Source organism: Maricaulis sp. (assembly GCF_030149515.1).
Lineage (GTDB): Bacteria > Pseudomonadota > Alphaproteobacteria > Caulobacterales > Maricaulaceae > Maricaulis.
In genome coordinates this window covers 21,235-34,105 of sequence record NZ_JASBRI010000007.1, presented here as the reverse complement: position 1 = coordinate 34,105, position 12,871 = coordinate 21,235, and the positions used below count along the sequence as shown (strand labels likewise).

12 protein-coding genes are annotated in these 12,871 nt (G+C 63.8%); 6 read left to right on the top strand and 6 right to left on the bottom strand.

Features of this window, described 5'->3' with window-relative positions; all coding sequences use genetic code 11:
• Nucleotides 1-84: 84 nt before the first annotated feature.
• Both Q1U94_RS03335 and Q1U94_RS03330 read right to left on the bottom strand, forming a co-directional pair.
• Nucleotides 85-1,029 (bottom strand): bifunctional riboflavin kinase/FAD synthetase, encoded by a 945-nt coding sequence (locus tag Q1U94_RS03335; RefSeq protein WP_300541928.1) that lies wholly within the window; start codon nucleotides 1,027-1,029, stop codon nucleotides 85-87.
• Nucleotides 1,030-1,036: 7 nt separating this feature from the next.
• Entirely contained in the window at nucleotides 1,037-1,480 is a 444-nt protein-coding gene (locus Q1U94_RS03330; protein ID WP_300541926.1) for a MaoC family dehydratase, read from the bottom strand.
• A 121-nt stretch (nucleotides 1,481-1,601) separates the two neighbouring features.
• Here Q1U94_RS03330 and Q1U94_RS03325 point away from each other — a divergent pair, with 121 nt between their 5' ends.
• Complete coding sequence (locus tag Q1U94_RS03325) at nucleotides 1,602-1,988, top strand: response regulator (RefSeq protein ID WP_300541925.1); 387 nt, start codon at nucleotides 1,602-1,604, stop codon at nucleotides 1,986-1,988.
• Between the two features lie 52 nt (nucleotides 1,989-2,040).
• Nucleotides 2,041-2,736: a protein phosphatase CheZ gene (locus tag Q1U94_RS03320; RefSeq protein WP_300541923.1), complete on the top strand. Its 696-nt coding sequence runs from the start codon at nucleotides 2,041-2,043 to the stop codon at nucleotides 2,734-2,736.
• Nucleotides 2,737-2,770: 34 nt separating this feature from the next.
• Here the strand turns inward: Q1U94_RS03320 and Q1U94_RS03315 are convergent, their stop codons facing one another.
• The 3 genes from Q1U94_RS03315 to Q1U94_RS03305 all read right to left on the bottom strand — a co-directional run bounded on the left by Q1U94_RS03315 (nucleotide 2,771) and on the right by Q1U94_RS03305 (nucleotide 5,752).
• On the bottom strand, nucleotides 2,771-3,619 hold the full coding sequence (locus Q1U94_RS03315) for a TIGR01459 family HAD-type hydrolase (RefSeq protein ID WP_300541921.1): 849 nt from the start codon (nucleotides 3,617-3,619) through the stop codon (nucleotides 2,771-2,773).
• 49 nt (nucleotides 3,620-3,668) lie between these two features.
• Entirely contained in the window at nucleotides 3,669-4,883 is a 1,215-nt protein-coding gene (locus tag Q1U94_RS03310) for an EAL domain-containing protein (protein WP_300541919.1), read from the bottom strand.
• Between the two features lie 197 nt (nucleotides 4,884-5,080).
• Nucleotides 5,081-5,752 (bottom strand): OmpA family protein, encoded by a 672-nt coding sequence (locus Q1U94_RS03305; protein ID WP_300541917.1) that lies wholly within the window; start codon nucleotides 5,750-5,752, stop codon nucleotides 5,081-5,083.
• 271 nt (nucleotides 5,753-6,023) lie between these two features.
• Here Q1U94_RS03305 and groES point away from each other — a divergent pair, with 271 nt between their 5' ends.
• The 3 genes from groES (at nucleotide 6,024) to Q1U94_RS03290 (ending at nucleotide 10,093) form a co-directional block, all read left to right on the top strand.
• Nucleotides 6,024-6,329 carry a co-chaperone GroES gene (gene groES, locus Q1U94_RS03300; protein ID WP_300541915.1) on the top strand — a complete coding sequence of 102 codons (306 nt, stop codon included), beginning with the start codon at nucleotides 6,024-6,026 and terminating at the stop codon, nucleotides 6,327-6,329.
• A gap of 53 nt (nucleotides 6,330-6,382) precedes the next feature.
• Nucleotides 6,383-8,020: a chaperonin GroEL gene (gene groL, locus Q1U94_RS03295; protein WP_300541913.1), complete on the top strand. Its 1,638-nt coding sequence runs from the start codon at nucleotides 6,383-6,385 to the stop codon at nucleotides 8,018-8,020.
• 135 nt (nucleotides 8,021-8,155) lie between these two features.
• Nucleotides 8,156-10,093 (top strand): S9 family peptidase, encoded by a 1,938-nt coding sequence (locus tag Q1U94_RS03290; RefSeq protein WP_300541911.1) that lies wholly within the window; start codon nucleotides 8,156-8,158, stop codon nucleotides 10,091-10,093.
• 118 nt (nucleotides 10,094-10,211) lie between these two features.
• On the opposite strand, the gene Q1U94_RS03285 is transcribed toward Q1U94_RS03290, so the two are convergent.
• Nucleotides 10,212-11,309 (bottom strand): glycoside hydrolase family 3 N-terminal domain-containing protein, encoded by a 1,098-nt coding sequence (locus tag Q1U94_RS03285; protein ID WP_300541909.1) that lies wholly within the window; start codon nucleotides 11,307-11,309, stop codon nucleotides 10,212-10,214.
• A gap of 333 nt (nucleotides 11,310-11,642) precedes the next feature.
• Here Q1U94_RS03285 and Q1U94_RS03280 point away from each other — a divergent pair, with 333 nt between their 5' ends.
• Nucleotides 11,643-12,782: a hypothetical protein gene (locus tag Q1U94_RS03280; protein WP_300541907.1), complete on the top strand. Its 1,140-nt coding sequence runs from the start codon at nucleotides 11,643-11,645 to the stop codon at nucleotides 12,780-12,782.
• Nucleotides 12,783-12,871: the final 89 nt, after the last annotated feature.

Here is a 12,871-nt window from a genome sequence, read left to right as displayed (position 1 = left end):
GTCCCGTGATGAACGCGGACAGGCATGCCGCGCGGCGTATGAAGACGTGAATGCGGACCATGAAACCGCGTGTAACAGAGCCTGTCAGGCCGGTCCAGATAGACCGGTCAGCAGCCGGCGCGCCTGATCGGCATCGGCGGCGATCTGCGCCTTGAGCGCGTCGAGCCCGCCGAATTTGCGTTCCGGCCGCAGGAATTCGTGGAATTCCACCTCCAGGACGCTGTCGTACAGCGAGCCTTCGAAATCGAACAGATGGACTTCCAGCAATTCCGTCTCGCCATCCACGGTGGGCCGTTTTCCGATATTGGCCACGCCCGGCCAAGCCGGCCCTTCCCCCTCGATGCGCGCACTCACCGCATAAACGCCATAGGCCGGACGCACAAAATCGCCCAGGGCAAGATTGGCGGTCGGAAAACCGATTGTCCGGCCGCGCCGGTCGCCCCGCCGGACGACGCCCTCGACGGCCCAGCGTGTGCCGAGCAGTTCGGCCGCCGCGGCCATGTCGCCGTCATGGATCGCCTTGCGGATACGTGTGGAGGACACCTTGTCGGCCCCGTTGCCGTGCAATTCGGCAAAACCGGTGCGGATGCCGTGCGCGGCACACAGCCGTTCAAGATCGCCGGTCGCGCCGGCCCGGCCGGCACCGAAGCGGAAGTCGGCGCCCGTGACGACGCCCTTGATACCCAGTCCGTCATGGAGAACTTCGTCCACGAATTGCTGCGGCGTCATCTTTGCCATCCCGGCCGTGAACGGCAGAACATGCAGACGCTCCACGCCGAGATCGGCCAGCGTCCTGTTGCGGCGGCCCGTACTCATCAGGCGGAATGCAGGGGCGTCGGGCGCGAAGAAGCGCCGCGGGTGCGGATCGAACAGGGCCACGCCGAGCGGCGCATCCCGTTCCGACGCCAGCCGTGCGGCCAGGGCGATGACGTGCCGGTGCCCGTGGTGGACGCCGTCGAAATTGCCGAGCGCTACGACCGATCCTCGCCCCTCGTCCGGTATATCGCTATAGCCGTGGAAAACGCGCATCGCCGGATCAGTCGTCGGTCTTGCGGCGGCGCTTGCGGACCATCACTTCGGCCTCCGCCTGCATGGTCACCTTGCCATTGGCCTCGCATACGCAATCCATCACCGCCTTGCGCGCCTTGAGGTCGACCGACTTGACGGTCACCGTCGTCTTCACCTCGTCGCCGATGCGTGTCGGCAGGAAGAAGCGCATGTTCAGGCCGAGGAAGATCGCTCCGGGCCCGGGCAGCTGGTTGCCGAGCACGCCGGAGATGAATGAGGCCACAAGCGCGCCATGGGCAATTCGTCCGCGAAATGGCGTGGCCCGGGCGAATTCCTCGTCCATATGCACGGGATTATAGTCCCCGGACACTTTAGCGAACAGGTCGAGATCCTCTTCGGTAACGACTCTAACCGCTTCAGCCGATTGGCCAATTTCCATTTCTTCAAGAGCGATACCGCGCACTTCCGCCATAAGCGACTCCCTCGTTGCAACCGCTTTAACCGATTTTTATCCGCGAATGTCTAGGGTCCTCGCTGAAGACGGCGAAACAAGCCGTCCTTGTGTAAACGCGCCGAGTGGATGGAGACTACGCATGGCTGTCGAAATGACTATGCCGATCCTGGTTGTGGACGACTACAAAACCATGATCCGTATCATTCGCAACCTGCTCAAGCAGATTGGCTTCGAGAATGTGGACGAAGCGGCTGACGGGCAGGAAGCCTACGAAAAGATGCAAAAGAACAAGTACGGTCTGGTCATTTCCGACTGGAACATGGAACCGATGACCGGCTACGAGCTCCTGCAAAAGGTCCGCGCCGACGAGTCGATGAAGGCAACACCCTTCATCATGGTGACGGCGGAGTCCAAAACCGAAAACGTGGTCGCGGCGAAGCGCGCCGGTGTAAACAACTACATCGTGAAGCCCTTCAACGCCGGTACGCTCAAGTCGAAGATGACGGCAGTCCTGGGCGACTTCTAGGTCCCATGGCTGTTCGGTTATCTGATTGAGTCTTCAAAGGAAGGAGGGCCCCATGCCCGCCGCCAATGTTGCCGCGCAAGTCCGCACCTCGCTGGCGTCGCTGAAAGCCAGCGACCTGCAGGACGCGCAGATCATGGAAGTTCTGAAGCTGGCCCACCAGCTGACGGATACGATGAAGCTGTTCTTCAGCTCGCTCGACCAGTCGATCTGCCAGGAATTCAACTATATCGCGGACTACATCTCCCGAACCCGGGACGAAATTGCCGCTCTGCGGCCCAACGACATCAAGACGGAGCGCATCCCGTCTGCCGGTGTCGAGCTGGAAGCCGTCGTCGGAGATACCGAGAAGGCGACCGAGACCATCATGAGCGAGGCGGAAGCGGTGCTCTGCGAAGAAGCCACGGACTATGACGAGTACCGGGCCAACGTGGAAGCGCGCATGATGACCATCATCGAAGCCTGCTCCTTCCAGGATCTCGCCGGTCAGCGCGTCTCCAAGGTCGTCAACTCGCTGCGTCACGTGGAAAGCCGTGTCGCCCGGTTTGCCGAAGTGATGGGCGTACGCGAAGACGAAAGCTTCGAGACCGAGGCAGAAAAGGCGGAGCGCGAACGCGCCCGGAAGAACCTGCTCAACGGTCCGGCGATCGGCGGTCCCGAAACCAGCCAGGATGCCATTGACGCCATGTTCTCCGAAGATGGCGGGGCGGCCGATCTCGACCAGTCCTCGATCGACAATCTGTTCGACTAGAATCCACGCATTCGCGCTTTCGCTGAAAGCGCGTCTACCAGACGAGTTTCGGCGCCATCCATCGCGCCGGAACTCCATACCCCTCCAAGGCGCGGGCGACAGCTTCTTCATCGAAGCTGTCGCTTTTCATGCCGGCGCCCACAATACCGTCGAGAATGAATAGCGCGTCGATGCCGACACGCGCAGCGCCGGCCAGATCGGTCTCCGGCCCGTCACCGATGGCCAGCGTCCGGCCGGGATCCGCCGGCCGCCCCAGATCCTGCAGCGCAGCCGCAGCAAGCTCGTAGATCGGCTTGTGCGGCTTGCCGGCAACAATGCTTGTCCCGCCCATGTCCCGGTACAGCCGTGCGATCGCGCCGGCGCAGTAGATCAGCCGGTCGCCGGCCTGCACCACGATATCCGGATTGGCACACACCAGATCGAGCCCGCGCGCCAGCGCTGTCTCCAGGGTCTGCGCATAATCCTCGGGTTTGCCGTTCCAGTAGTCGTCGGGACCGGTACAGGAGATGAAGTCGGCGTACTCCACGCCGGTGAAGGTCAGCTCCAGACCGTCATAGAGGCCGGTATCGTGATCCGGCCCGATTTTCAGCGCCCGCCCCGGTGTTCTGGCGGCCAGTTCGGCGTGAATGGCATCGCCGGAGGTGACCATCGTGTCGGCCGCATCGGCCGGCAGCCCCATCTGCAACAGCATGCTGGCCAGGCTGGAGCTGCGCCGGGGCGAGTTCGAGACCAGGCAGACCGCTCCGCCGGACCGGCGGAAGGCGCGCAGCGCCTCGACCGCTTCGGGCAACAATGCCTTGCCATCGCGGATGACGCCCCAGACGTCGCAGTACAAGGTATCGTAGAATTCGCGGAGTGCGCCGAGGCGTGCGGGCTGGTTCATGCCGCGCTTGAAGCAGGGCGGCCCGCTCGCGTCAATCGTGCTGCGGCGTTCAGCCCGCCAGGCGGGCAGAGGGCTGATGGGCCGCCTCGTCCAGCACGTCGTCGCGCACGGGGCGCGGCTCACCGAACAGATGCCCCTCGCCATAGGCCACATCCAGCTCAAGCACTTCGACCACCGTGGATTCCTGCTCGATCCTGTCGACGATCAGTTCTATGCCGTGGCGCGCGAACAGGCCCGCGAGATCTTCCGTCGCGATGGACCCCGCCTCATAGCCGGCAATGGGCTCGTAATCGGCGATCGCATCCAGCAGGCGCTGCCCGCCGATCTTCGCGAAGCGCACGCCGGCACGCTCCATCGCGTCGAGATCGAGATCGACATGCTGAATCTGATCGACCGAGAAGCGGAAACCGAAATCGGCCATCCGCGCCATGTTGCGGGCGGCGACGGCATCGCGTTCCTCAAAGGCCCGCTGGGAAATCTCGAAGATCAGCGAACCGGAGAGATCCTTGTTCTGGCGGACAAAGTCCAGGAATTCCGGGAAGAAGTCCTCGTCGGCCAGGGAGTTCAGCGAGATATTGCAGAAGATGCCGACCTTGCGGTCCTGGCCGGTCAGCCGGCGTACGATCTGGACACAGCGGAACAGCAGCAGATTGTCGACCTCGGTCATGATGCCGGCTTCCTCGGCCGCCTGGATGAAGGCGGACGGAGCGAGCACGCGCCCGGTGGCGTCGCGCAGCCGGGTATAGCCTTCGTAGAAGGCAACGCGGCGTTGCGGAAGGGTGACGATGGGCTGAAGATAGAGATCCACGCGATTGGCCTGCAGCGCATCGCGCACGGTCTCGATATCGATGCTTGACCCCGATGACGTGCCCGCCGCCGGACGGACACCGGTCTCGATCGGTCCGCCAACCCGGCGGATCAGATCTTCGAGCACCTTGACCTCATGCACCAGCGCATTGTCGCGCTCGACGGCCTCGGCGCGCAATTCGTCGGTAATCTCGTCAAGCCGTTTCTGCGCCGCCTCGAACTCTTCCGCCAGGGCGAGATTGGAGGCCTTGAGATTGTGGATCTCGTTTTCCAGCGCCCGCCGCTCCTGTGCCCGGGAGGCCGCGGAATGCGCCATGCCGGCAACGATGAAGACAATCGCCCCCATCATCCAGGCCATCAGCGGCGGCATCAGACCCAGACGCTCAAAGCCGATCGCCGCCACAGTGGCGATGGCGATGTAGGTCATCAGGATGAGAATATCGAGCGCGCGGGGCATTGAGGGCCTTCAAAACAGCGAATCGTCACGTGTGCTTGAAGGTTAAGCTGTGTCGCAGCCGGTTGTCGTTTGGTTAACGAAGGTAAACCCTGCAAGCTGTCTTTCTATCTAACATGTTGATCTTCAATGATATGCATAAATTAAAGCGGCCCGCACGAGGCGAGCCGCTCCAGGAATAAAGTGTTGAAATCGCCGCCCTACGACGTCGTGTGCGGGCGGATCAGGATTTCCACCCGGCGGTTTTGCTGACGGCCGGACGGTGTGTCGTTGGAGGCGATCGGTGCCCGTTCGCCCATGCCCGCCACGTAGAAGCGGTCACGCATCACGCCCTGGGCGATAAGATAATTGCTGACCGAGACCGCCCGCTGTTCCGACAGGCGCTGATTGTAGTCGGCAGCACCGGTCGAGTCGGCATGACCGACCACGTCGACATAGGTCGCGGGATAGCGGTTCAGAACCACGGCGACGTCGTTGAGGATGCCGTAGAACTGGCCCTGGATATCCGAGGAGTTGGTGGCGAAGGTGACATCGCCCGGCATGATCAGGCGCAGGTCATTGCCTTCGCGGCGCACGCCCACGCCGGTATCGCTCAGCGCCTCGCGCATGGCCGCTTCCTGGCGGTCCATGTAGTTGCCGATGGCGCCACCGGCCAAGGCGCCGATGCCTGCGCCGATCAGAGCATTGGTGCGGCCTTCCTCGCTGTCATTGGTGTTGGTGAGATAGCCCAGGGCGGCGCCGGCTGCGGCGCCCAGAAGCACGCCGCGACCGGTGTAGTTGGGCCTGGTCTCACCCGTGTAGGGATCCGTGGTCGTGCAAGCGGTAACCGCCAGCGCGGCCAAGGATGTGACGACTGCAGTGCGGAGTTTCATGGGTCTACCTTCTCAGCTACGCAACTAGGAGGATCATAGCCCGAAATGTGACAGGCATTGCAACGCCGATTAGCGATCCCAACATGAACGGCAAATGAGTACGCCGTGAACGGCCCGCCCTGTCCCGCACTGCAAAAAATTGGCACCGGCTGCTCTTGACGCCAATCCCCCCACCCCCTATCTGCCCGCTGTTAGCAGTCGGCTGGGGTGAGTGCTAACGATCCCCGGTCCTGCAGAAGAACCACAGTCCTCTTGTTGGAGATAGACCAAGATGACCTTTCGTCCTCTGCACGATCGCGTGCTGGTAAAGCGCGTCGAAGAAGAGTCCAAGACCAAGGGCGGGATCATCATCCCGGACACGGCCAAGGAAAAGCCGCAGGAAGGCGAGATCGTCGCCGTCGGAGGCGGTGCGATCAAAGACGACGGTACGGTACGCCCGCTCGACGTGAAGGCCGGCGACCGCATTCTGTTCGGCAAGTGGTCGGGCACCGAAGTCACCCTGAACGGCGATGAACTCCTCATCATGAAGGAGTCCGACATTCTCGGCGTCATGGAAAAGGTCGCCGAGCCGGCCTAAGCGCCGCGCCGCCCGATCTGTAGCAAACATCAAAACCACAGGAAGCAACGCACATGGCTGCTAAAGACGTACATTTCGGCACCGACGCGCGCGAGCGCATGCTGCGCGGCGTCGACACCCTCGCCAACGCCGTCAAGGTCACGCTGGGCCCGAAAGGCCGCAACGTGGTCATCGAGAAATCCTTCGGCGCGCCGCGCACCACGAAGGACGGCGTCTCCGTCGCGAAGGAAATCGAACTCGCCGACAAGTTCGAGAACATGGGCGCGCAGATGCTGCGCGAAGTCGCCTCCAAGACGAACGACGTGGCCGGCGACGGCACCACGACGGCGACGGTCCTGGCCCATTCCATCATCCGCGAAGGCATGAAGTCGGTCGCGGCCGGCATGAACCCGATGGACCTCAAGCGCGGCATCGACAAGGCCGTCTCCGTGGTCGTCGAGGACATCAAGGCCATCTCCACCCCGATCAAGGGTTCCGAGGAAGTCGCCCAGGTCGGCACCATCTCCGCCAATGGCGAGAAGGAAATCGGCGAGATGATCGCCAAGGCGATGGACAAGGTCGGCAATGAAGGCGTGATCACGGTCGAGGAAGCCAAGTCGCTCGAGACCGAGCTGGATGTCGTCGAAGGCATGCAGTTCGACCGCGGCTATCTCTCGCCCTACTTCATCACCGACGCCGACAAGATGCAGGCCGAGCTGGAAGAGCCCTACATCCTGCTCTTCGAGAAGAAGCTGACCTCGCTTCAGCCGATGCTGCCGATCCTGGAATCGGTTGTGCAGTCGGGCCGTCCGCTGCTGATCATCGCGGAAGACGTGGAAGGCGAAGCGCTGGCCACTCTCGTGGTCAACAAGCTGCGCGGCGGCCTGAAGATCGCCGCCGTCAAGGCTCCGGGCTTCGGCGACCGCCGCAAGGCCATGCTGGAAGACATCGCCATCCTGACCGGCGGCCAGGTGATCTCCGAAGACCTCGGCATCAAGCTGGAAACGGTGACGCCGGACATGCTGGGTTCGGCCAAGCGCGTCAACATCACCAAGGACGACACGACGATTGTCGACGGCGTTGGCGCCAAGGCCGACATCGAGGCTCGCGTCGGTCAGATCCGCAAGCAGATCGACGACACCACCTCGGACTATGATCGCGAGAAGCTGCAGGAACGCCTGGCCAAGCTGGCCGGCGGTGTGGCCGTGATCAAGGTCGGCGGTGCCACCGAAGTCGAAGTGAAGGAGAAGAAGGACCGCGTCGACGACGCCCTCAATGCCACCCGCGCTGCGGTGGAAGAAGGCATCGTTCCGGGCGGCGGTGTCGCCCTCCTGAAGGCCTCGGCCAAGCTGGCCGGCCTGGAAGGCGACAATCCCGACCAGACCCAGGGCATCGCCATCGTGGCGCGCGCCCTGCAGGCCCCGATCCGTCAGATCGCCACGAATTCCGGCGTCGAAGGCTCGATCGTGGTCGGCAAGGTCATGGAGAATGCCTCCGCGACCTTCGGCTTCAACGCCCAGACCGAAGAATACGGCGACATGCTGACCTTCGGCGTGATCGATCCGGCCAAGGTCGTGCGCACGGCCCTGCAGGATGCTGCCTCCATCGCTTCGCTCTTCATCACCACGGAAGCTGCCGTGGCCGAAGCGCCGAAGGAAGAAGGCGCGGCTCCGGCCATGCCCGACATGGGCGGCATGGGCGGCATGATGTAAGTCACGCCGTTCAAGCGAACGACACAGGAAGGGCCGCCCCTGCCGGGCGGCCCTTTTCTTTTGCCCTTGCCTCGACGGGCCACGCCTGCACTATGCTGCGTCAAACCGATCAAGGGGATAGGGATGACACATTTCATGAAATTTCTGGCCGCAACGTCGCTGATAGCCGTGGCGGCCTGCCAGCCCGCCGGCGACACGCCGGAAGCAAGTTCGCCGGAGCCGGCGGCCGCGATCGCGCAATACGATGCCGCCACCTTCCACCAGACTACCAGTTTCGGCATGGCATCCTCGGCCGGTCATGCCTGGTCGGCGGATGACAGCCGCATCCTCATCTCCTCCGACGAGACGGGCGTGTTCAATGCCTATGCCGTCGACCCCGGCACCGGCGAACGCAGCGCGCTGACGAATTCCGAAACGAATGCCACCTTCGCGATCAGCTGGTTTCCGGAAGACGACCGTGTCCTCGTCACGGCGGACCAGGGCGGCAACGAGCTCAACCATATCTATGTGCGCGAACTCGACGGCCGCCTTGCCGATCTGACGCCGGGCGATAATGTCAAAGCCCAGTTTATCGGCTGGTCGCCGGATGGCACGGACATCTGGATCGCCACCAATGAACGCGACCAGGCCGCGTTCGATATCTACGAGTACGACACCCTGTCCTACGAGAGCGGCTATGTGTTCGAGAATACCGACGCCCTGCAGATCGGCGATGTCAGCCCGGACGGCCGCTGGCTGGCGCTGGTGCGCAACCGCACCTCGGCCGACAGCGACATTCTGCTGGTCGATCTAGCCGCCGAGGACCCCGCACCGCAGCTGATCACCGAGCATGAAGGCAATATCGCCTACGGCGTATACACCTTCACCCCCGACAGCCGCTCCCTGGTCTATGCCACCGACGAACATGGCGAGTTCAACCAGGCCTGGACCTATGATCTGGCGTCGGGCGAACGTGCGCCCCTGATCGAGGCGGACTGGGACGTCTCCTTCGTCACCTATTCGCCTTCCGGCCGCTACCGCGTCTCCGGCATCAACGCCGACGCCCGCACCGAGGTTTCCATCGTCGACACCGAAACCGGCGGCGCCGTGGACCTGCCCGAACTTCCGGCCGGCGAGCTTGGTTCGGTGCGTTTTTCGCGCGACGAGAGCCGCATCGCCTTCATGATCGACAGCTCCACATCGCCCTCCAACCTCCACGTCGTCGACCTGGCGAGCCAGGATCACGCCCAGCTGACCAATGCCCTCAATCCGGCGATCTCGGAAGCGGAAATGGTCGAGGCCGAGGTCGTGCGTTTTGAAAGCTTCGACGGGCTGGAAATTCCCGGCATTCTCTACCGGCCGCACGGCGCCAGCGCCGACAATCCCGTGCCGGCCCTGGTCTGGGTGCATGGCGGTCCGGGCGGGCAGAGCCGGATCGGCTATTCGGCCACGATCCAGCACCTGGTCAATCACGGCTATGCGGTCTACGCCGCCAACAATCGCGGCTCGTCAGGCTACGGCAAGACCTTCTTCCACATGGACGACCGCCGGCATGGCGAGGAAGACCTGCGCGACATCGTCGCGGCGGGCGACTGGCTGCGCGAGCAGGACTGGGTGCGCGACGACCAGGTCGGTGTCATCGGCGGGTCCTATGGCGGCTACATGACCGCCGCAGCCCTCACCTTCCATCCGGATGCCTTCGATGTCGGCATCAACATTTTCGGTGTCACCAACTGGGTGCGCACGCTGCAGTCCATCCCGCCCTGGTGGGAGAGCTTCCGCGAGGCGCTGTACGACGAGATGGGCGATCCGGCCACGGATGCCGAACGCCACCGGGCCATTTCGCCCCTCTTCCATGCGGAAAACATCACCAAGCCGCTGCTGGTGATCCAGGGCGCCAACGATCCGCGCGTGCTGCAGGTGGAAAGCGACGAACTGGTTGCGGCCGTCGAGGCCAATGGCGTTCCGGTGGAATACGTCCTCTTCCCCGACGAGGGCCATGGCTTCCGCCGCCGCGAGAACCGCATCACTGCCTCCGAAGCCTATGTGGCGTTCCTGGACGAGTATCTGAAGGGAGAAGAGGCGGCAGAGTAGGATGTGAGCGGGCGGCTTCGCCGCCGCCCCTCACCTTTTATCCCCCTCCCCGGCCGGTGAGACTATGGCCCGGAGGGCCGGACGAGGCGTGCGCGGCGGAGCCGCGCCAGGAAGATCCCTACCCCGCCCGCGCCCTCAACACCTCCAGACGCGCCACCGACGCATCGATCCGCGCCTCGTCGAAACGGCCCGCCGCGATGGCCTCGCCGACCCAGCCGGCGACACGCTGGGGCAGCTCCGGATCGGGAGCCGCGGAATTCGACATCATGATGATGTCATTGCCCGCCTCGATCGAGCGCAGCACCGCCTCGCGCTGGTCGTAATTCTGGCGGATCGCCGCCATGTCGAGATCGTCGGTCATCACCGCACCGGCAAAGCCCAGCCGCTCGCGCAGAAGCCCCTCCAGGACGGGCCGGGAGAAGGTGACGGGCGCGCCCGAGGGATCCACCGCACGCAACGTCAGATGCCCGCCCATGATGAGATGGGCCCGGCCGCGGTCGATCAGTTGCCGGAACGGGTCCAGCTCCGCCTCACTCCAGGTCTGGGAAATGTCGACGAACCCGTCATGACTGTCGCCGCGGGAACGTCCATGCCCGGGGAAATGCTTGATTGCACACACGGCCCCGGCTGCCTCGAATGCCTCGATGAAGGCGCCGGCATAATCGGCGATAGTCGTGCCATCGGTACCGTAAGCCCGGCCATGCCGGCCGATCACCGCATTGTCCGGATCGTGAACATCGGCAACCGGAGCGAGATTCATGTTGAACCCGGCAGCGCGGAATTCCTCCGCGCCCAGCCGGTAGAGATCGCCGGCACTCTGCGGCGAGCGGGCCTCGGCCACCTGCATGGCGCGCGGGATATGGGTATAGCCCAGATCTCGGGAGAGACGCTGGACCAGACCGCCCTCCTGGTCGATCGCCATCCACGCCGTCGGGTCGATCTCGCCGAAGCGCCGCGCCGAGCTTTCCGCCCCTTCGCGGGAACGCACATTGTGGCGCAGGAAGAGCACTCCGCCGATGCGGCGATTGTCCAGATGTCCCGCGATGATGTCGGCGCCTTCGCTATCCGCATCCCGGCCGATGAAACCCAGAAGCAGCATCTGGCCCACTTTCTCGGCCAGCGGGCGGGCAGCCGCTTCGGCCAGGACGGACGGGCACAGACCCGCCGCAAGGCCTGCCGCGCTCCATTTCAGAACGGTACGCCGATCAGGTCCCAAAACGCTCGTCTCCTGCAATATCCTCGCCCGCGACCGACCATGCAAAGCGGGGCCGCCGCTGACAAGACCGTATCGTGTGCGAAGATGTCCAAATCGTCATTCTGCAGCAAAGCTCCGGTGCCCTTCGCAATGTCAGGTTCAGCGATGCCGCGATTGCTCACGATTGCGGCCCCTGAACTATGATCCTTGCGCGGCGGCCGGAATTTCCGGCACGCCGCGCCTTTTTCTTTTAAATTGCAACCGGTGTGTGACGAAATGTTCAGACGGTCGCACGGCCGCCGTAAGGCGCTGTGTCCGAGTGTGCCGCGGGGTAAGGAAAGCGAGGGATATCCAATGAAACGCATTCTTCTGGCCGGCGCGGCCATTGCGACACTTTCGGCCGCAGCCTGGGCTGTCGATGGCGGCAAGCAGGAAACGCGCGTCCGCGTGAACTCCGATCACCATGTCGTTCTCGGCGGAGACGGGCCAATCGTCGAACTGCGAGGCGCCAATGGCGAACGCACGCTGCACATGGAGCGCGACGGCAACGAGACCGTGATTACCGTCGACGGGCAGACTATCGAGATACGCGACGGCGAAGTCCGGGTAGACGGCCAGGTGGTCGAAGCCGGTCGTGGCCATGTCGTGATCGTCGATGGCGGCGATGTCCGTGTCGTGGGCGCGGGATCGGAGGTCGAGTTCGACCGCGCCTTTGCCCTCCACATGGCCGAACGGGCCGAACACATGGCACGCCTGCACGAGCATCTGGACAATGAGTTCGTGTTCGACGGCGACGGCGATTTTGTCTTCGAGTTCGACATCGATGGCCTGCAAGCCGACATGCTCGCCTCCTTTGAGGAAACGTTCTCGGAGCTCGAGGACGGCGACTACCGTGGCCGCGACTGGGACGAGCTGAGCGAGGAAGAGCGCGAGGAGGTCCGCGAAGCCCTGCGCGAAGCCCGCGACGAAATGCGAGAGACCATGGCCGAGGTTCGCGAGGAAATGCGCGAAATGGAGCGCGAAATGGAAGGCGAGCGCCGGCGCATCCGCGTCGAACTGCGCAATGCCGCCCGCGAAATGGAACGCGCCGAACGCGAGGTGGAGCGGGCTGCGCGCGAACACCGCCGGGTGGAGATCATCCGCCGCCTGCACGGCGACGAAGCCGACGGTGACAGGGCCATAACCTGGCACCGCCGCAATGACGGCGAAGGCATCGCCGAACGCCGCGACGTGCGCATCGAGGAAGACGATGACGGCCGCCGCCGCGTCTGGATCGATGGCGAGGAACAGACCGGCGACGATCTCACCCGCTGGCTGAACCGGCTCGAGACCGACCGCCTGGCCGGTGCCTCAGGTGATGACGCCCCCCGCCGGCACCGCCGGGTCGAACGGCTGGAACTGGACGGAGACAATGGCCACCGGGTGATCGAGCTGGATGGCGGACGCCGGGTGGTTATTCTTGAACGCAGCGGCGATGAGGACGGCGAGAACTAGCCACTGCCAAGGATGCGGGACAGGGGACGGGCCGGTTCACCGGCCCGTTTTCCATCCGAAACCGTAAAAAAAGAGGCTGGCGAAACGCC